16 protein-coding genes are annotated in these 20102 nt (G+C 44.0%); 9 read left to right on the top strand and 7 right to left on the bottom strand.

Annotated features, from left to right (window positions below; translation table 11 throughout):
* Positions 1-4 precede the first annotated feature (4 nt).
* The 6 genes from mnmG to rpmH all read right to left on the bottom strand — a co-directional run bounded on the left by mnmG (position 5) and on the right by rpmH (position 6292).
* Complete coding sequence (gene mnmG / locus GLW00_RS00270) at positions 5-1894, bottom strand: tRNA uridine-5-carboxymethylaminomethyl(34) synthesis enzyme MnmG (RefSeq protein ID WP_160910488.1); 1890 nt, start codon at positions 1892-1894, stop codon at positions 5-7.
* Between the two features lie 51 nt (positions 1895-1945).
* Entirely contained in the window at positions 1946-3322 is a 1377-nt protein-coding gene (gene mnmE, locus GLW00_RS00265; protein ID WP_160910487.1) for a tRNA uridine-5-carboxymethylaminomethyl(34) synthesis GTPase MnmE, read from the bottom strand.
* A gap of 728 nt (positions 3323-4050) precedes the next feature.
* Positions 4051-4665: an RNA-binding cell elongation regulator Jag/EloR gene (jag, locus tag GLW00_RS00260; protein WP_160910486.1), complete on the bottom strand. Its 615-nt coding sequence runs from the start codon at positions 4663-4665 to the stop codon at positions 4051-4053.
* The gene (gene spoIIIJ, locus GLW00_RS00255; protein WP_160910485.1) at positions 4665-5423 is read right to left on the bottom strand and encodes a YidC family membrane integrase SpoIIIJ; all 759 of its coding nucleotides are present in this window, start codon (positions 5421-5423) and stop codon (positions 4665-4667) included. The genes jag and spoIIIJ overlap by 1 nt, the downstream gene beginning before the upstream one ends.
* 113 nt (positions 5424-5536) lie before the next feature.
* Positions 5537-5890: a ribonuclease P protein component gene (gene rnpA, locus GLW00_RS00250; protein ID WP_160910484.1), complete on the bottom strand. Its 354-nt coding sequence runs from the start codon at positions 5888-5890 to the stop codon at positions 5537-5539.
* Between the two features lie 264 nt (positions 5891-6154).
* On the bottom strand, positions 6155-6292 hold the full coding sequence (rpmH, locus tag GLW00_RS00245) for a 50S ribosomal protein L34 (RefSeq protein WP_160910483.1): 138 nt from the start codon (positions 6290-6292) through the stop codon (positions 6155-6157).
* Positions 6293-6964: 672 nt separating this feature from the next.
* Here rpmH and dnaA point away from each other — a divergent pair.
* From dnaA to GLW00_RS00205, 8 genes are all read left to right on the top strand, one after another.
* Positions 6965-8320 (top strand): chromosomal replication initiator protein DnaA, encoded by a 1356-nt coding sequence (gene dnaA / locus GLW00_RS00240; RefSeq protein ID WP_146814498.1) that lies wholly within the window; start codon positions 6965-6967, stop codon positions 8318-8320.
* Positions 8321-8495: 175 nt separating this feature from the next.
* Positions 8496-9635: a DNA polymerase III subunit beta gene (gene dnaN, locus GLW00_RS00235; protein WP_160910482.1), complete on the top strand. Its 1140-nt coding sequence runs from the start codon at positions 8496-8498 to the stop codon at positions 9633-9635.
* Positions 9636-9987: 352 nt separating this feature from the next.
* Positions 9988-10209: a ribosome maturation protein RlbA gene (rlbA, locus tag GLW00_RS00230; protein WP_160910481.1), complete on the top strand. Its 222-nt coding sequence runs from the start codon at positions 9988-9990 to the stop codon at positions 10207-10209.
* A gap of 9 nt (positions 10210-10218) precedes the next feature.
* Positions 10219-11337, top strand: a complete 1119-nt coding sequence (gene recF / locus GLW00_RS00225) for a DNA replication/repair protein RecF (protein ID WP_160910480.1) — start codon at positions 10219-10221, stop codon at positions 11335-11337.
* A 9-nt stretch (positions 11338-11346) separates the two neighbouring features.
* Positions 11347-11631: an extracellular matrix regulator RemB gene (gene remB, locus GLW00_RS00220; RefSeq protein WP_089650744.1), complete on the top strand. Its 285-nt coding sequence runs from the start codon at positions 11347-11349 to the stop codon at positions 11629-11631.
* A gap of 65 nt (positions 11632-11696) precedes the next feature.
* Positions 11697-13619: a DNA topoisomerase (ATP-hydrolyzing) subunit B gene (gyrB, locus tag GLW00_RS00215; protein ID WP_160910479.1), complete on the top strand. Its 1923-nt coding sequence runs from the start codon at positions 11697-11699 to the stop codon at positions 13617-13619.
* A gap of 80 nt (positions 13620-13699) precedes the next feature.
* A complete protein-coding gene (gene gyrA / locus GLW00_RS00210) occupies positions 13700-16252 on the top strand; it encodes a DNA gyrase subunit A (protein ID WP_160910478.1) in 2553 nt (850 codons plus the stop codon).
* 344 nt (positions 16253-16596) lie between these two features.
* Positions 16597-17691 carry an HD-GYP domain-containing protein gene (locus GLW00_RS00205; protein ID WP_160910477.1) on the top strand — a complete coding sequence of 365 codons (1095 nt, stop codon included), beginning with the start codon at positions 16597-16599 and terminating at the stop codon, positions 17689-17691.
* Positions 17692-17708: 17 nt separating this feature from the next.
* Here GLW00_RS00205 and GLW00_RS00200 read toward each other — a convergent pair whose 3' ends face one another.
* Positions 17709-18425, bottom strand: coding sequence for a YaaC family protein (locus GLW00_RS00200; protein WP_160910476.1), 717 nt, complete (start codon positions 18423-18425; stop codon positions 17709-17711).
* 173 nt (positions 18426-18598) lie between these two features.
* Here GLW00_RS00200 and guaB point away from each other — a divergent pair, with 173 nt between their 5' ends.
* Positions 18599-20068 carry an IMP dehydrogenase gene (guaB, locus tag GLW00_RS00195; RefSeq protein WP_160910475.1) on the top strand — a complete coding sequence of 490 codons (1470 nt, stop codon included), beginning with the start codon at positions 18599-18601 and terminating at the stop codon, positions 20066-20068.
* The last annotated feature ends 34 nt before the right edge of the window (positions 20069-20102 follow it).

The following is a 20102-nucleotide window of genomic DNA, read 5'->3' as shown; positions in this document are numbered from 1 at the left end:
CAGATTATTCCCCGGATACGCGAGCGATTTTCCCTTGTTCAATATAAACAAGCAGGATGGAAACGTCCGCCGGATTGACCCCTGAAACACGGGAGGCCTGCCCGACAGATAGAGGTCGCACGGATTTCAGACGGTCACGCGCTTCTGTCGCAAGACCATGAATCGCATCATAATCGATATCCTCAGGAATTTTCTTCGTCTCCATCTTCTTCATGCGGTCGATTTGTTCCAGAGCTTTTTTAATATAGCCGCTGTATTTCACCTGGATCTCCACCTGCTCTTTAACATCATCAGGCAGGGCAGCATCGCTAGGAGTCAAGCGTTCCAAGTGACTGTAATTCATTTCTGGACGTTTCAATAAGTCTGTTGCACGAATGGCGTCTTTCAGTTTCGATCCACCCGCTTCTTCAATGACAGCTTGAACCTCTTCCGTCTCTTTCAAAATGACTTTGTCGAGACGCTTTTTCTCTTCTTCGATCAAGCGCTTCTTCTCCATAAAACGCTCATAACGATCTTCAGGAATTAAACCAAGTTGATAGCCGATTTCTGTGAGACGGAGATCCGCATTATCGTGACGAAGCATCAAGCGGAATTCCGCGCGTGACGTAAGAAGACGGTATGGTTCACCCGTTCCCTTAGTGACCAGGTCATCAATCATAACGCCAATATAACCTTGAGAACGGTCAAGAATTAATGGTTCAAGGTCGAGCGCTTTCGCAGCCGCGTTAATCCCTGCCATCAATCCTTGTCCGGCAGCTTCCTCGTATCCAGACGTTCCATTCAGCTGTCCCGCTGTAAACAGTCCTTCAATCTGCTTCGTTTCAAGTGTCGGCCATAATTGTGTCGGCACAACAGAATCATACTCGATGGCATACCCAGCGCGCATGATTTCCGCTTTTTCAAGACCTGGAACGGTACGCATCATTTCATTCTGCACGTATTCTGGAAGAGAAGTGGAAAGACCTTGAACATACACTTCTTCTGTATCTCTTCCTTCAGGCTCAAGGAAAATCTGGTGACGGGGTTTGTCATTGAAACGAACGATTTTATCTTCGATGGATGGACAATATCGCGGCCCTGTCCCTTTGATCGCTCCTGAATACATCGCAGATAATCCTAAGTTATCGTTAATGATTTTGTGTGTGTCTTCATTTGTGTACGTCAGCCAGCACGGAATTTGATCGGTGATGAACTCTGTCGTTTCATAGGAAAAGGAGCGTGGTTCTTCTTCTCCCGGCTGAATTTCTGTTTTGGAATAGTCGATCGTGTGACTGTTGACACGCATCGGCGTTCCGGTTTTGAAACGGACCATTTCAATGCCCATTTCCTCCAGCTGTTCAGAAAGTGAAACCGTTGAACGTTGGTTGTTTGGGCCACTTTCATACGACAAGTCGCCAATGATGACGCGTCCCCGCATGAATGTACCTGTCGTCACAATGACAGTTGGAGCATAGTAGGCTGCTTTCGTTTCTGTTACGACACCTTTGACCTGATTATCTTCTACCAGTACTTTTTCAACCATCGCCTGGCGAAGCGTCAAGTTCTCCTGATTCTCAAGAACCCGCTTCATTTCTTTGATATACAACGGTTTGTCTGCTTGTGCACGCAACGCACGCACAGCAGGGCCTTTTCTTGTGTTCAAAAGTCGCATTTGGATGTGGGTTTTATCAATAACTCGACCCATAGCTCCGCCTAATGCATCAACTTCACGTACAACAATCCCTTTTGCGGGACCACCAATGGACGGGTTACACGGCATAAAGGCAACGAGGTCGAGGTTCAAAGTCAGCATTAACGTTTTCGCTCCGCGGCGCGCGGCAGCAAGACCTGCTTCTACTCCGGCATGACCAGCACCAATAACAATTACATCATAATGCCCTGCATCATATGTCATTCGGATGACTCTCCTTTTTTTATCATAATGAATAGCGTTTAAACAGAACGTTTATTTTCCTAAGCAGAATTGCGAGAATAATTGATCGATCAAGCTCTCGTGAACGGTATCCCCGACGATTTCCCCGAGAATCTCCCACGTTCTTGTGACATCGATCTGGACGACATCAAGCGGAACTCCCATCTCCATACCATTTTGGGCATCTTCGAGGGCTTGTTTCGCCTGTTTTAATAACTGAACATGACGGACATTCGAAACATACGTCATATCACCGGCATCAAGATCTCCTTCAAAGAATGTATCGCCAATCGCCTGTTCCAATTGGTCAATCCCTTCTTCACGGATCAAGGATGTTGTAATCACAGGGTGATCCCCGGCCAATTCCTTCACTTGATTAAGGTCTAAGCGTTGTTCCAGATCCATTTTATTAACAATCACGATAATATTCATATCGCGGATGGCTTCGAAAAGTTTTTGATCCTCTTCGCTCAGCTCATCCCCATAGTTTAACACAAACAGGATCAGGTCAGCTTCTTTCAGTACTTGCCTCGAACGTTCAACACCGATTTTTTCCACGATGTCTTCTGTCTCCCTGATCCCCGCTGTATCTACTAGACGAAGTGGAACACCGCGAACATTGACATACTCCTCAATTACATCACGGGTCGTTCCTGGAACTTCCGTCACAATCGCTTTATTTTCATGGACAAGAGCGTTCATCAATGAAGATTTGCCGACGTTAGGACGGCCGATAATGGCCGTTCCCAGTCCCTCTCTTAATATCTTCCCTTGCTTCGCTGTTTCCAGGATGCGGGTGACTTCTTCGTGTACTTCTTTTGTTTTCTCTTCCATCATTTCATGCGACATCTCTTCAACGTCATCATACTCTGGATAGTCGATATTCACTTCCACATGGGCGAGCGTTTCCAGAAGTTTTTGTCTTAAATCCTGAATCAAGTTCGATAATCGCCCATCCATCTGCTTTAAAGCGACATCCATAGCCCGGTCCGTTTTTGCACGAATCAAGTCCATGACTGCTTCCGCTTGGGAAAGATCGATACGACCATTCAAAAACGCGCGTTTCGTAAATTCACCGGGCTCAGCCAATCTGGCGCCACTCGCCAGCACAATCTCCAGCAATCGGTTGACCGAAACGAGGCCGCCATGGCAGTTGATCTCGACAATATCTTCTCTCGTAAAAGTCTTCGGGGCACGCATGACAGATACCATCACTTCCTCGGCCATTTCGCCCGTCTCAGGGTCAATAATTTTTCCGTAATGCATCGTGTGGGAATCGACTTCATTCAAATCCTTCCCCTTGAAAAGGCTGGCAGCAATCGTCACGGCCTCAGGTCCACTTAAGCGGACAATGGCAATCGCCCCTTCTCCCATCGGGGTCGAAATGGCGGTTATTGTATCTGTTTCCACACGCACTCACCTCCTGAAAATTTTCGTTTTATATTTATCCACAATAGGAATATTATTAATGTCACTAACAAACTAGCTTACCACACCGCCACGTGTTTTGAAAAGATATCAACACGTATATTCCCTCATTCCGCCCCTTTTAGTTATCCACATGTGCATAACTCTTCCTATCATTTTCTCCACCATACCAGGGAACAATACGACTACCAGCTATTTATTGAACGAACTGGTAGGATTGTTGAGGACTCAGTTTCGAGATGCCTCGAGGTTCGTTGCCATGTTGAGCGTGAGGGATCGCTGGGAAGTCACTCGCTTTCCTGTGGGAGAGCGCCGAGCTTCCTCGGACTACTTCGTGCGGGATCTCGCCTTTCTCCTTCTCCCACGGGAGTCTCGCAACTTCCCAACCACCCCATTCGATGTAGGAAGGAGGTTGCTTGCCACTATTCTGTTGTGATGGGCATAAAGAGCTCTACAACAATAGAATAGCGTCCTTAGGAGTTGATTCCCATCCAATTACCATGTCTCCCGAAGTGGTTGGGAGATACTTATATAACAAAGGGGCGGAGGCTCACCGCGCTCCCGCGGAAAGCGAGTCATTCCCCGCAGCCTCCATCCACGCAACAAAAGTTTCGAAACTGATTACTTAACAATAGGAAGCGTTTGTTGGTTTAGGAATCCATAAAAAATGCTCCTGTTCATGAAAGATGAACAGAAGCATGAGTAACACATTATTGAGGTCGAATGACGACGTGCCTGCGGGGATCGTTCCCGTCAGAATCGGTCTCGATTTTTTTATGGTTTTGCAATGCGCTGTGTATGATTTTTCTTTCATACGAAGGCATCGGCTCAAGCTTCACTTCCTGATTTGTCCGTATCGCCTTCTCAGCCAATCGATGCGCCAGGTTTTCTAAGGTTTCTTTTCTGCGACCACGATATCCCTCAGCGTCTAACATGACGGTATAGAAAACATCGGACTCGCGATTCACGACAAGTTGAGCCAAATATTGAAGGGAATTCAGTGTTTGGCCACGTTTGCCAATCAGCATCGCAATCTTTTCACCTTCAAGCTCCATGTAAATGTCGCGCTGACGGAGCTCGGTTCTTACCTGGACAGGAGCGCCCATTTGTTCTGCTACTTCATAGATGAATGTTTCAACGTCCTGCACTGGATTTTTCTTGATCGTTACTTTTACAATCGCTGGTTTCGTACCAAAACCGAGAAATCCTTTTTTACCTTCATCAATGATCTCAACATCGACTTGATCTCTTGATGTGCGTAATTGCTCTAGTGCTGTTTGGATCGCCTCATCAACTGTGGTTCCCGTAGCAGTCCATTGCTTCACTAGTTTGCTCCTCCTGTCTCATCTTTCATCATTGGTTTACGAATGAAAATGGTTTGAAGAATCATGACAACGTTACCGACAATCCAGTACAACGCAAGGGCAGATGGGAAGAAGAATGCGAATGTACCAATCATCAATGGCATAATATATAGCATCATTTGCATTTGTGGATTCTGTGCAGCCGCGCCTCCGGCCATCATCAATTTCTGCTGAAGGAACGTAGTTCCCGCTGTCAGAATCGCTAGAAATGGATCCGATTGTCCAAGCTCAAGCCATAGGAAATTATGGGTTTGAACTTCCTGCGTTCTCATAATCGCATGGTAGAAACCAATCAGGATCGGCATCTGTACGATAATCGGCAAACACCCAGCTAGTGGATTGACGCCGTTTTTCTGGAAAAGCTGCATTGTTTCTTGTTGAAGCTTCTGTTGAGTCTGAGCATCTTTAGAAGAATACTTCTCTCTCAATTCTTTCAATTCCGGTTGAATATCCTGCATCGCTTTTGAACTTTTCAGTTGTTTGACGTTCAATGGCAAAAGCAAGACGCGGATAATGATTGTAACGATAATAATCGCCAATCCGTAACTTCCATTCGTGGCATCAGCGAAAAACAACAATGTTTGTGATAATGGATAAACAATATATTCATTCCAAAATCCTGTACTATCCGAGGTGATCTCTTGGTTGACGTCCATACACCCGGATAGGAACGTAAGCATACCTGTCATCGCGACCAGGATGAGTAATTTATTCCGCAACGTTCCTTCCTCCTTAATGAAATCGCTCTTCTATCTTTTTTTAAATACAAACCGATGAATGACTATACGACAATCATAAGTTTAGCATTAGTTGACACCATAATTCTATATGATTACGTGTGAATTTTTTTATTTAATAGCTTTGACCGTGATAATACGTGGGTCAGGCTTTTCTTTATCTCATGAAATTCCATTTGATTGGTCGGTTTCCGTGCAATGATGACAAGGTCATAATTCGGGTGGATCTCTGCCTCCAGCTCATGAAAGGCCTGCCTGAGATACCGCTTGATCTGGTTCCGCATGACCGCATGACCGATTTTCTTACTGACGGATAAACCGATTCGAAAATGGGATTGCTCTTCCTTTTTCATATAATAAAGGACCAGCTGGCGATTGGCGAACGACTGCCCGCGACGAAAAACCTTTTGAAATTCTTCATTTTTTTTAATACGATAAGCTTTTTTCATCGAACACCCTCCAAAATCACATACAAGGTGGCTTGGGCAGACCATTTTGCCTTCCACTATTTTCCCAGCAAGAGATCTTTTACCATTATGTAGAAAAATATCTCTTTTTATCCTTCTCTCACCTTTTTGGTGACTAAACATCTATAAAGAATCAAAAAAGCATTCTAAGTTCTTCTTTTCTATAAAAAACAAAAGAGGGACGAAGATCCGCCCCTTCTTTTGACCATTATACTGAAAAAAAGACCACTGATTGTTTTCAGTGGCCTATGCTGATAGAACTTTTCTTCCTTTACGACGACGACGTGCAAGAACATGACGACCGTTCTTACTGCTCATACGTGCACGGAAGCCGTGTACTTTTTTGCGCTTACGATTATTTGGTTGAAACGTGCGTTTACTCATTATATATACACCTCCTGAGGAAAATTCCAATAATACATCTAAAAGGCAGTCCCGATTAGTATAATAAATCCCCTTGCTTTTTGTCAACTTTTATTTTAAGGATGAATCCTTAAAGATCACTCCCGTTATATAACAGCTCTGTACTATAACAAACGAAAACATATGTCTAAAATAAGCGAACAAACTCTCCCCCTGGCGAACATTCACAGGATCTGTGTATAATTTAAGCCTGCGTTTTCTACTGTCCACAACAAATATCGACAAGAAAATCACAAAATATAGTGTTGTGGATGACTTTTGTCTACAAGGCGTTGAAATTGTGGATAAGTTAGCGTGAACCATTGCAACTGCCGTTTTTATCTGGTATTATATTTGTGTTTAACCGTGAATGACTTCTGAAGACCATAAATCTTTTCCACAGATTGTGGATAACGTGTGGACAGTTATTAACACGACTGTTTATGCAGTTATGCACAAGAGTGTGGATATTGAAAATAACTTTCTAGAACTCTAGTAAAATCAACTCTCGGACATCCACATCCGATCAGAGGTTTTTTAACGACATCTATTATACAAACCTTATACGATTACCTTTCGATCCTTTTGCTACGTTCGAAAAAGAGAACGAAAGGTTTTTTTGTTTTCCACTGAAACAGAGAGGGGTGAAACAATTTGGAGAACATCAATGAATTATGGAACAATACGCTCGAGCAGATTAAAGAAAAAATCAGCAAACCGAGCTTCGAAACATGGCTGAAAGCAACTAAAGCAGATTCTTTAAATGAAAATACGCTGACGATCGTTGCTCCGAATGAATTCGCCAGAGATTGGCTTGAAAATCAATATGAGAGCTTGATTACGGAAACTTTATATGAAGTGACTGGGGCGGAACTTGATACAAAGTTTATTATTCCGGAATCCAAGGACGACTCCCTGGAAGATGTGAAACTATCATCTAAAAAAGTACCGAATGTAAAAAACAATGGAAACGAAGAGTCACCGCAAAGCATGCTGAATTCCAAATATACCTTCGATACCTTTGTCATCGGTTCAGGCAACCGTTTTGCTCATGCAGCTTCCTTAGCGGTGGCAGAAGCACCAGCCAAAGCCTATAATCCTTTGTTTATCTATGGTGGCGTAGGGCTTGGTAAAACGCACCTGATGCATGCGATCGGACACTATGTACTCGATCATAATCCTAATGCCAAAGTGGTTTATCTATCATCTGAAAAATTTACGAACGAATTCATTAATTCCATCAGAGACAACAAAGCCGTCAATTTCCGGAACAAATATCGAAGTGTCGACGTGCTTTTAATAGATGATATACAGTTCCTTGCAGGAAAAGAACAAACACAGGAAGAGTTCTTCCATACGTTCAATACACTCCATGAAGAAAGCAAGCAGATTGTCATTTCCAGTGACCGTCCGCCTAAAGAAATCCCGACACTGGAAGACCGCCTGCGCTCACGATTTGAATGGGGATTAATCACGGACATTACTCCTCCTGATTTAGAAACAAGGATCGCCATCCTTCGTAAAAAGGCAAAAGCAGAAGGGTTGGATATCCCGAACGAAGTGATGCTTTATATCGCGAACCAAATCGATACAAACATCCGTGAACTGGAAGGTGCACTGATCCGTGTCGTCGCTTATTCTTCTTTAATCAATAGTGATATTAACGCATCGCTCGCAGCGGAAGCTTTGAAAGATATCATTCCAAGCTCCAAACCCAAGGTCATTACAATTGAAGCCATTCAGGAAATGGTCGGTGAAAAATACAATGTGAGACTGGAAGATTTCCCAGCGAAGAAACGCACAAAATCTGTCGCCTTTCCAAGACAGATTGCCATGTATCTCTCAAGGGAACTGACAGATTTCTCATTGCCGAAAATTGGTGAGGAATTTGGAGGCCGTGATCATACGACGGTCATTCATGCCCATGAGAAAATCTCAAAAATGGTGGCAGATGATCAACAGCTGCAAAAAGAGTTGGATGAAATTAGAGAACAGTTGAAATCTCACTAGTGGATAATGTGAATAGTGATTGCACGTTCGTCAACACTCTATCCACATGTGGATAACCTTAGTAAATCAACGTTCATCCTTGTTATCCACATTTCCACAGCCCATACTAGTACTATTACTGCATTTTATAATAAAAATAATTAATATATGCTCAATTAGGAGGAGTGTATTCAAAATGAAATTTGTTATCCAAAGGGATCAATTGATCAATAGTGTTCAAAACGTCATGAAAGCCATCTCTTCCAGAACTACGATTCCAATTCTTACGGGAATGAAACTCGAAGCAACAGAAGAAGGAATCAAATTAACAGGTAGTGATTCAGATATTTCGATTGAATCTTTCATTCCTAGTGAAGAAGACGGCATTGTTTATGTAGAAAACATTGAACCGGGAAGCATCGTACTTCAGGCTAAGTATTTCCCTGATATTGTACGTAAACTTCCTCAAAATACGGTGGAAATAGAAAGTGACCATACTCGTAATGTCACGATACGTTCGGGGAATGCAGAATTCCATTTGAATGGACAGGATCCAGAAGAATACCCGCAACTTCCTCAGCTTCATACAGAAGAGAGCTTTGAACTGCCGATTGACCTTTTGAAAAATTTAATACGGCAGACAGTTTTCGCTGTATCTACTTCTGAAACAAGACCAATCCTAACGGGAGTTCATGTAAAACTTGAAGACGGGAGCCTGGAATTCATAGCAACCGACAGCCACAGGTTGGCCTCACGTAAAATTCCATTGGAACAACCGGAAGGAAAATCTTTACCGGCGGTTGTCATTCCTGGTAAAAGTTTGACGGAATTAAACAAAATTCTTGATGATTCCGAAGACACGATTGAAGTGAGTGTGACAGAAAATCAGGTGTTATTCCGTACGAAACATCTTTATTTCCTTTCACGTCTGCTTGATGGAAATTATCCTGAAACTTCCCGCTTAATTCCCGAACAGAGCAAAACCATTGTCAAAATTGATACAAAAGAATTGCTGCAATCAGTGGATCGTGCGTCTCTTCTCGCAAAAGAGAATCGCAACAATGTTGTTCGTTTAATTACAAAAGAAGACAATCATCTTGAAATTACAGGAAACTCCCCGGAAGTAGGGAATGTTGTCGAAGAAGTGATGGCGACTGCTGTCGATGGAGAAGATTTGAAGATTTCCTTCAGTGCCAAATACATGATGGATGCACTGAAAGCGGTCGATTATGACCAGGTAAAAGTCGAGTTTACAGGAGCTATGCGTCCATTCTTGATCCGACCTGTCGATGACGACCAGATTTTACAGTTGATTCTCCCTGTCAGAACTTATTAAATCTTAGAAAAAGGTAAAGGTAAAAAGGTGCTTTATGTTTTGCATAGAGCACCTTTTCTTATTGGGCAGTTTTGGTGGCTTACTTGGAGAGACATTGGATTAGAAGTGACTTTGTTCATGTCTGTTCGTTTCAAAGAACTTATTATTTAGGTAGCTAAGTTTTTTTGGGTAGGCAGTGAAAAATCGAATATGAGTGAATGATGAAAGAATAGATAAAATACACAAGCTGAAAACTCCATAGTAAAGGGATGAAAGAGGCATACAGACCTGTTTCGTCTTCTCACACTTTCTTTACACACCTATCTTTAGTAAAATAAAAAATAGGTGAATTCATGAAATAGGGTGAAATGATATGAACGAAGAGATCGGTATCAGTACAGAATATATTCCATTAGGGAAATTTTTAAAATTAGCCAATATTGTCGAATCTGGTGGAATGGTGAAAATTTTCTTGTCGGAATTTGAAGTTTTGGTAAATGGAGAACCTGACAATCGTCGTGGCCGCAAACTGTATGTGGGCGATACAGTTGAAGTGGAAGAATTCGGCAGCTTCACTGTCGTCGAAGAAGCTTAGGTCAGGCGTATGTATATCCATGAGTTATCATTACGTTCGTTCAGGAACTATGATGAGCTCTCATTGACGTTCGACCATAAGATCAATGTCATCATTGGTGAAAATGCCCAGGGAAAGACCAATCTGATGGAAGCGATCTATGTACTCGCCTTTACGAGATCCCATCGCACTCCGAGAGACAAAGAACTGATACAGTGGGATGAAGAGTATGGTAAAATAAAAGGGAGTATCTTTAAACGTAATCGTCGCTTCCCTTTAGAAATCATCGTTTCTAAAAAGGGGAAAAAAGCGAAGTTGAATCATATTGAGCAAAAGCGTCTAAGCGACTATATCGGCGCTTTGAACGTGGTGATGTTTGCACCTGAGGATCTCAATCTTGTAAAGGGGAGTCCTCAGGTGCGTCGTCGGTTTATTGACATGGAAATCGGCCAGATCCAACCCACATATATTTATCACTTAGGACAGTACCAGAAGATTCTGAGACAACGAAATCATCTGTTGAAAGATTTACAGCGTAAGCCGGGAGCGGACCGGACGATGCTCGGTGTTTTGACAGAGCAGCTGATTGAACATGCAACGACGATTGTCGAACGCCGGTTTAAATTCCTGCAGCTCCTAAGATCATGGGCTACACCGATCCACGAAGGAATCAGTCGGCAGTTGGAGAAGCTCGAAATTGCTTATGATGCGAGTGTACGAGTATCAGAGGATATGAATTTGGAAACAATAAAGAATACATTCTCTGAAAAATTTACAGAAATTGAATCAAAAGAAGTGGAACGCGGGACGACGTTGGCAGGACCACATAGGGATGATTTGGTTTTTTACGTGAACGGAAAAGATGTCCAAACGTATGGGTCACAGGGCCAGCAGCGGACGACAGCTTTGTCTTTGAAACTCGCTGAAATAGAGCTGATTCATAGTGAAGTAGGCGAATACCCCATTCTGCTTCTCGATGATGTCCTTAGTGAACTGGATGATTTCAGGCAATCGCATCTGCTTCATACGATTCAAGGAAAAGTGCAGACGTTCGTTTCTACGACGAGTATTGATGGAATTGAACATGAAGCACTGGAACAAGCGGAAATTTTCCGTGTGAAAGAAGGAACGATAGACGTAGAGAAATGAGGTGGCGAATTGTTCATTCATATCGGGGATGATCATGTCATCCAGTCGAAGGATGTCGTGGCGATCATTGATCATAGTTTGATTTCATCTTCTTCCATCATCGAAGAGATGATTCATAACCAACGTAAGGAAAAGCAGGTCATTGAAACGGAAGACCACCAGGCGAAAGCCATTGTAATTACGAATGATGTCATCTATTTCAGCCCACTATCTGTCTATACTTTGAAGAAACGGGCGAACATGATGACGACACTGAACAAATTGGAAGATTTCTCGGAAGAGTCCGATTTTTAATATATCCATAGATAATAGACGTAAGGGATTAGAGATAAACCACTTGAGAAATGTAGGTGAGTACCATGAAGGAAGATATTATCGAAGAGCAGCAGGCATATGATGAGAGTCAAATACAGGTACTGGAAGGATTAGAAGCGGTAAGAAAACGTCCAGGAATGTATATTGGTTCAACCAACGAAAAAGGCCTTCACCACCTCGTATGGGAAATCGTTGATAACAGTATTGATGAAGCGATGGCCGGTTTTTGCGATCATATTCAAGTCGCGATCGAAAAAGACAACAGCATTACGGTTACCGATAACGGACGTGGTATTCCTGTCGGGATTCAGGAGAAAACAGGACGTCCCGCTGTTGAAGTCATATTGACCGTTCTTCACGCCGGAGGTAAGTTCGGAGGGGGCGGATATAAAGTATCCGGGGGACTCCATGGTGTAGGGGCGTCCGTCGTAAACGCCTTATCTACGAAACTGGAAGTGTTCGTCCACCGAGATGGAAATATCCATTACCAGGCTTATCACCGTGGTGTTCCAGAAGAAGACTTGAAGGTGATCGGAGAGACTGATCAGACCGGAACACGCATTCAGTTCAAACCAGACCCTGAAATTTTCTCAGAAACAGAGGAATATAAGTTCGAAATTCTTGCTAATCGTTTGCGTGAGCTCGCTTTCCTCAACAAGGGGCTTACGATTACAATCGAAGATAAACGTACAGATGAAGAGCCCGTGAATTATTATTTCGAAGGCGGAATCCTTTCTTATGTCGAACATATGAACCGCACGCGTGAAACCCTGCATGATGCCTTCTTCATTGAGGATGAGCAGGACGAGATTTCCATAGAAATCGCCATGCAGTACAACGATGGATTCGCAAGCAACATTTATTCCTATGCCAACAACATCCATACGTATGAAGGCGGGACACACGAATCCGGGTTCAAAACCGGTTTGACACGTGTGATCAACGACTATGCACGTAAAAACAATATGTTCAAGGAGACGGATCCGAATTTGACCGGCGACGATGTCAGGGAAGGTTTGACAGCGATCATTTCGATCAAACATCCGGACCCGCAATTCGAAGGTCAAACAAAGACGAAGCTCGGAAATAGTGAAGCCCGTACCGTTACGGACTCTCTGTTCTCAGAAAGCTTCACAAAGTTCCTTTTCGAAAATCCAAACATGGCGAAAACGATTGTTGAAAAAGGATTGATGGCTTCAAGAGCAAGAATGGCCGCGAAGAAAGCTCGTGAATTGACGCGTCGTAAAAATGCGCTTGAGGTTTCCAACCTGCCAGGTAAATTGGCGGACTGTTCGTCCAAAGATGCGAATATCTCTGAACTTTACATCGTTGAGGGTGATTCTGCCGGTGGATCTGCCAAGCAGGGACGAGATCGTCATTTTCAGGCGATTCTGCCATTGCGCGGTAAAATCATCAATGTTGAAAAAGCACGCCTGGATAAAATCCTTTCCAACAATGAAGTACGTGCCATTATTACCGCTCTTGGTACAGGGATCGGTGAAGAATTCGATATTTCAAAGGCACGTTATCATAAGATTGTCATCATGACCGATGCCGACGTGGATGGTGCACACATCCGTACTTTACTATTGACGTTCTTCTACCGTTATATGCGTCCATTGATTGAACATGGCTATATCTATATCGCTCAGCCGCCGCTTTATAAGATCCAGCAAGGAAAAGCGATCTACTACACGTACAGTGATAAGCAGCTGGATGCGAAGCTTGCCGAGCTGTCCAACTCACCGAAGCCAGGTGTTCAGCGCTACAAGGGTCTTGGAGAGATGAACCCGGAACAGCTTTGGGAAACGACAATGGACCCTGAAACGAGGACGATGCTTCAGGTCAGCTTAGAGGATGCGATGGGGGCGGATGAAACCTTTGATATTCTTATGGGAGATAAAGTCGAACCTCGTCGTAACTTCATTCAAGAGAACGCCCAATACGTACAAAACCTTGATGTTTAATATAAAACAAATGTCATGAAAGAGTGGGAAAGGGAGGCGAACATATCCTTTCCCCTTTTAGGTAACTAGGAGGTAAAAGAATGGTGGATCAACCCGAACGTCCGCGCGTGCAGGAAGTCAACATCAGTCACGAAATGCGCACCTCATTCCTGGATTATGCGATGAGTGTCATCGTGGCCCGTGCCCTTCCTGATGTCAGAGACGGCCTTAAACCTGTACACAGAAGGATATTATATGCGATGCATGACCTTGGGATGCATGCGGACAAAGCTTACAAAAAGTCTGCACGTATCGTAGGGGAAGTAATCGGTAAGTACCACCCGCACGGGGACTCTGCTGTCTATGACACAATGGTGCGTATGGCACAGGACTTCAACTACCGATACATGCTCGTCGACGGACACGGAAACTTCGGTTCGGTGGACGGAGATGCCGCAGCCGCCATGCGTTATACGGAAGCACGTATGTCCAAGATTTCCATGGAGATTCTGCGTGATATCAACAAAGATACCATTGATTATAACGATAACTACGATGGAACAGAGCGGGAGCCTGTAGTGCTTCCATCCAAGTTTCCGAACTTGCTCGTCAACGGTGGTTCAGGAATTGCTGTCGGAATGGCGACGAACATTCCCCCTCACCAGCTGGGTGAGGTTATTGATGCGGTACTCGCGCTCAGTAAAGACCCGGAGATTACCATCCAGGAATTGATGGAAAACCACATCTATGGTCCGGACTTCCCGACAGCCGGTAAAATTCTCGGCTTAAGTGGCATTCGCAAAGCCTATGAAACAGGGAAAGGCTCGATCACCGTCCGTGCGGATGTAGAAATTGAAGAACAAGCCAACGGCAAAGCCCGTTTAATCGTGAACGAGCTTCCTTATCAGGTGAACAAAGCCCGGCTTGTTGAAAAAATTGCCGATCTTGCCCGCGATAAGAAAATCGACGGCATCACAGATCTTCGTGATGAGTCGGACCGTAATGGTATGCGTATCGTTATTGAGTTACGCCGTGATGTAAATCCGAATGTGCTTCTCAACAATCTATACAAAATGACGGCCCTGCAATCAACGTTCGGCATCAATATGCTCGCACTCGTCAACGGCCACCCGAAAGTACTCAACTTGAAACAGTGCCTTGAGCATTATTTGGAACACCAGAAAGTCGTCATTCGCCGCCGTACCGAATACGAACTTAGAAAAGCAGAAGCGCGTGCTCATATTCTGGCTGGTCTGCGTATTGCCCTTGACCACCTGGATGAAGTGATTTCACTGATTCGTGAATCTCAAACGACTGAAATTGCACGTACCGGTTTGATGGAGCGCTTCGGTCTTTCTGAAAAGCAGGCCCAAGCCATTCTTGATATGCGTCTGCAGCGCCTGACCGGTTTAGAGCGTGAGAAAATCGAGAATGAATATCAGGAAGTCATGGCATTGATTCAAGAATTAAAAGCGATTCTTGCAGACGATGAAAAGGTCCTTGAAATTATCCGTGAAGAACTACTGGATGTGAAGGAACGCTACAATGATGAGCGCCGTACAGAAATCGTCCTTGGCGGAACAGACTTCATTGAGGATGAGGACTTGATTCCTGAAGAGACGGTCATTGTCACGGTCACTCACCAGGGCTATGTCAAACGTCTTCCTGCATCTACTTATCGTTCACAGCGCAGAGGTGGACGAGGAGTGCAAGGAATGGGTACACACGAAGAAGATTTCGTTGAACACCTATTATCCACGTCGACACATAATACTTTGCTTTTCTTCTCAAACAAAGGGAAAGTATATAAAGCTAAAGGTTACGAAGTACCTGAATTCAGCCGAACGGCTAAAGGAATTCCAATCATCAACATGTTGAACGTGGAACGTGATGAATGGATCAATGCAGTGATTTCGGTTGAAGACTTTGTCGATGACTGGTACCTGGTCTTTACAACGAAGAACGGAATCACGAAGCGTACGACATTGTCCCAATTTGCGAATATCCGAAAAGGCGGATTGATCGCTCTCGGTTTACGTGAAGATGATGAACTGATCTCCGTCCGTCTGACGGATGGAACGAAAGATATCATGATCGGCACACAGAACGGCTATTTGATCCGTTTCAATGAAGATCAAATCCGAGCGATGGGACGTACAGCCGCAGGTGTTAAAGGGATCTCCCTCCGTGAAGACGACAAAGTCGTATCCATGGAAATCCTTGATGATTCCCTGCAAGTACTCACCGTTACAAGCAAAGGATATGGAAAGCGCACACCGGCCGAGGAATACCGGATTACCAACCGTGGTGGTAAAGGGATCATTACGTGTAATCTGACAGATAAAAATGGTCAGGTCGTTGCTACGAAAGCCATTAATGGTGAAGAAGATATCATGATCATAACAGAGAGTGGTGTCTTAATCCGTATGCCGATGGAAAGTATTTCTGAAACAGGACGGAACACACAGGGGGTACGCTTGATTCGTCTTGGAGAAGGTGAAGAAGTCGCTACCGTCGCTCGTGTCGAGTCAGAAAAAGAAGAAGAAGAATTATTGGAAGAAGCGCTTGAAAAAGAAACGGAATCTCAAGATGAGGTTTCCGAAGATCCTGAAACACCCTCTGATGCAACAGAAGAAGAATCAGATGAATCATAAATAAGCAAACTTCCATGATCCGTCGCCTGTCGAATAATTCGACAGGCGACTTTTTTATTGATGGAGGAATAACAGAATAAAAGTGTTCCATTAATTTTTCAATATTTGCTATTTTATTACATCGTTCATGGTAATATAGAACTAGAAGTCATACAAAAGGCCTTTATATAAGTATTTAGTTTGCTGTTTGCTTTCATGAGGGCATGGCGGCAAGCCGTCCTCACGGGAGATCTGCAGTATTTAAATGCCGTGGTTTAGTCTTTCAGGGTAGCTCGCTTATCTGAAATGACTGTGAGATGAAGGTTCTGACATAATTAGAAACTAGTGAAAGGTGGTTCGTTGCCATGAGGGTGGCTACATCTCAATTGGAACCGGGGTGTCTCTTGACGAAAGATGTCATGGGACGGACAAATCGACCGATTGTTCCTAAAAATACGACCCTTCAGCCTGTCCATATTGATGTACTGCAAAAATTCAACATTGATCTCGTGGAAATCTCCAATCGCCGGTCGGACGGTTCGCTTTTTATAGCTTCCGAAAACACAGACCAGGAAGATCCACCTCAAAAAAGGGGGTTGGTGGAAACGCCCCTTCCATTTTTCGAGTCCTATTTAGCTGCCGTTCAGGAATATAAAAAATGGTTCATTTCCTGGCAGGGAGGCTCACCTGTAAATATTAGCGAGATCCGCAAAGTGATGGTCCCCCTCCTTGAGAGAGCGGCTGATTCCGCAGGGAGGGAGGTTTTTTCGCTCCATCATTATACATCCAGTAAAGATTATATCTATCATCACAGTGTAGCGATGGGGCTGTTGTCCAGCTATGTTGCACGGAAAATGGAATACAATTATGGTGAGTGGATTCAAGTCGGTTTAGCAGGTTTTCTAGCAGATAGTGGGATGGCTAAAATCAGTGAACGAATTACATGGAAAGATTCCCCTTTAACAGAGCAGGAATATGAGAAGGTCAAAAACCATCCGACTTACAGTTATCGCAACGTAGAAAAAATCTCTTCCTTGAGCAATCACGCGAAGATTGCTATTTTACAGCATCATGAACGTTTGGATGGGACAGGTTATCCTTTAGGAGTCAGTCAGAATAAAATCCATCCGTTCAGTCAGATTATCGCTGTTTGTGATATGTATCACGCTATGACGTCTGAGAGGATGTACCGTAGGAAGCAGTCCCCTTATAAAGTGCTAGAAGAAATCCTCCAGGAACAGTTCGGTCGCTATGATCATAAAGTAATCAGCGCTTTAGTTAAGGAAATGACCAGTTATTCTACAGGGACCAACATTCGTTTGTCTGATCATCGCGAGGCAGAAGTCATTTTCGTGGAAGAGGCAAATCCGACAAGGCCGCTTGTACGGATCATAGATGACGGACAGATTCTCGCGTTGAAAGAACAACTGGACCTTCATATTGAAGAAGTATATGAATGAAAAGAGACCAGTTTGCTTCAGGAAAGAGAGGCAAACTGGTCTTTCAGCCAGGAAGCGAGAATTTTCGGTATGCGACCCGACGCTGATTGTAAAAAGTGTACGATGAAAACATAATCCTCTCGATCTTTCATCTGCTCCATTTCCCCCCACCACTCTCCTTCATAACGGACGAGCATACTTAAGTTATAAAGGACTGCAAAATAGGCCAGCAGTTCAGGCCATTCTTCTTCAATTGTGATAGGAATCGGGTTCTTTAAGAGAAACAGCTCTTCCATTCCAGGGAGCGGACGGAGCAATTCATCCATGGATATCTTTGTTTTTTGTGAGGAAAATTGAAACAAATGCTCAGCTGCATGGGGAAATAATCCATGCGGCTGAATTCGGATATCGTCCTCTAAAAAACGATAATGCTGTTTTTTTCTTTTACGTGTCGACAGTCCGTGGGCAAGAACCTTTGCAGTAGCAGGATATCCAGGATCAACCGTCAACAGGAAGCTTTTAATGAAATGGTTCATTCCATAATAAAAAAGAAGAGGCTTTACACTCAGAGGTGTATGTAAAGCGGTCGACCAATAATCCTGCCCGAGGCTGAGACCGTGAATGAATCGTTCTGCATTGTTGTACGCATGATGTTCGGCTCGTGAATGATTGATCTTTTCATAACAAGACAACAAGAAGGGTCTTGTATGTGCAGTCACTTGAAGGTAAGTAAGAATCGGATCCGTGGAGTGCAAAGAAAGTTCCTCCTTTCTAACATCAAAGGAATTCTCTCCCATTTTTTTATGGTTGAAAAAGCCCGACCATTGTCGTATTGTAAATAACAATAAGAAATGGTGTTACGAGAATATACCACTTATTTTACCCACTTTCACCCAAACTATTTTAAGAAGAAAAGGAGAGGTCAAGCATGCGTGAAGACAAGTTTACAAAAGAAGGTTTAACGTTTGACGATGTACTACTTTTGCCTGCTAAGTCCGATGTATTGCCACGTGATGTTTCGCTGGCAACAGAGTTGTCTCCGACGTTACGTCTGAATATGCCTATCATCAGTGCCGGAATGGATACGGTGACGGAGGCGAAAATGGCAATCGGTATGGCACGTCAGGGAGGACTTGGCGTCATTCATAAAAATATGTCGATTGAAGAGCAGGCGGAACACGTCGACCGAGTGAAACGCTCCGAAAGCGGCGTCATTACGAACCCGTTCTTTTTGACTCCCGAACACCAGGTTTTTGATGCTGAACATTTAATGGGGAAATTCCGTATTTCCGGTGTACCGATCGTCAATAGTGTGGAAGAACAAAAACTTGTCGGAATCATCACCAACCGTGACCTCCGTTTCATAGAAGATTATTCGATTCAAATCAGCGACGTCATGACGCATGAGAACCTTGTCACAGCACCTGTAGGAACGACACTGGATGAAGCAGAAAAAATCTTGCAGCAATATAAGATTGAAAAGCTTCCGATGGTCGATAACAATGGGATTCTCAAAGGATTGATCACCATTAAGGATATAGAGAAAGTGATCGAATTTCCTTTATCAGCAAAAGATGAGCAAGGACGTCTTCTGTGTGCTGCAGCTGTTGGTGTCACGGCAGATGCGATGACGCGAATTGATAAATTAGTAGAAGCAGGTGTCGATGCTCTTGTTGTCGATACTGCTCATGGACATTCTCAGGGTGTGATCGAACAGGTCAAACGCATTCGTGACCGTCATCCGAAAGTGAATATCATTGCAGGCAACGTAGGGACAGCAGAAGCCACACGCGAATTGATCCAAGCAGGAGCCGACGTTGTCAAAGTCGGAATCGGTCCAGGTTCCATTTGTACCACACGTGTCGTTGCTGGTGTTGGCGTTCCTCAAATCACAGCCGTCTATGACTGTGCCAAAGAAGCGGCGAAATACAATAAGCCGGTCATTGCCGACGGAGGAATCAAATACTCCGGTGATATTGTGAAGGCTCTTGCCGCAGGTGGACATGCCGTCATGCTCGGCAGCTTGCTTGCCGGTGTCTCTGAGAGTCCTGGCGAAACAGAAATCTTCCAGGGCCGCCGTTTCAAAGTCTATCGTGGAATGGGATCTGTCGGTGCCATGGAATCCGGATCCAAAGACCGCTACTTCCAAAGCGAGCAAGAATCGAAAAAGCTTGTACCGGAAGGGATTGAAGGACGTATGCCATATAAAGGACCATTGGCAGACTCCATTCATCAGCTTCTCGGTGGTATTCGTTCGGGTATGGGGTATTGTGGAACACCAACTATCACGGCTTTACGTACAGACGCACAATTCACAAGAATTACAGGAGCAGGCTTAAGAGAGAGTCATCCACATGATGTACAAATTACAAAGGAAGCGCCAAACTACTCCGTTTGACCCGTATAAAAAGTGATAGACAGGGACTTTTCCC

This window comes from Halobacillus litoralis, assembly GCF_009856445.1.
In the GTDB taxonomy this organism is placed as follows: domain Bacteria; phylum Bacillota; class Bacilli; order Bacillales; family Halobacillaceae; genus Halobacillus; species Halobacillus litoralis.
This window is presented reverse-complemented; position numbering and strand designations above follow the sequence as displayed.

What these genes read in the sequence shown, in the direction of transcription:
- mnmG (WP_160910488.1), bottom strand. Translation starts at nt 1,894, where the DNA reads ATGACATATGATGCAGGGCATTATGATGTAATTGTTATTGGTGCTGGT.
- rnpA (WP_160910484.1), bottom strand. Translation starts at nt 5,890, where the DNA reads ATGAAAAAAGCTTATCGTATTAAAAAAAATGAAGAATTTCAAAAGGTT.
- rpmH (WP_160910483.1), bottom strand. Translation starts at nt 6,292, where the DNA reads ATGAGTAAACGCACGTTTCAACCAAATAATCGTAAGCGCAAAAAAGTA.
- dnaN (WP_160910482.1), top strand. Translation starts at nt 8,496, where the DNA reads ATGAAATTTGTTATCCAAAGGGATCAATTGATCAATAGTGTTCAAAAC.
- rlbA (WP_160910481.1), top strand. Translation starts at nt 9,988, where the DNA reads ATGAACGAAGAGATCGGTATCAGTACAGAATATATTCCATTAGGGAAA.
- recF (WP_160910480.1), top strand. Translation starts at nt 10,219, where the DNA reads ATGTATATCCATGAGTTATCATTACGTTCGTTCAGGAACTATGATGAG.
- gyrB (WP_160910479.1), top strand. Translation starts at nt 11,697, where the DNA reads ATGAAGGAAGATATTATCGAAGAGCAGCAGGCATATGATGAGAGTCAA.
- gyrA (WP_160910478.1), top strand. Translation starts at nt 13,700, where the DNA reads ATGGTGGATCAACCCGAACGTCCGCGCGTGCAGGAAGTCAACATCAGT.
- GLW00_RS00205 (WP_160910477.1), top strand. Translation starts at nt 16,597, where the DNA reads ATGAGGGTGGCTACATCTCAATTGGAACCGGGGTGTCTCTTGACGAAA.
- guaB (WP_160910475.1), top strand. Translation starts at nt 18,599, where the DNA reads ATGCGTGAAGACAAGTTTACAAAAGAAGGTTTAACGTTTGACGATGTA.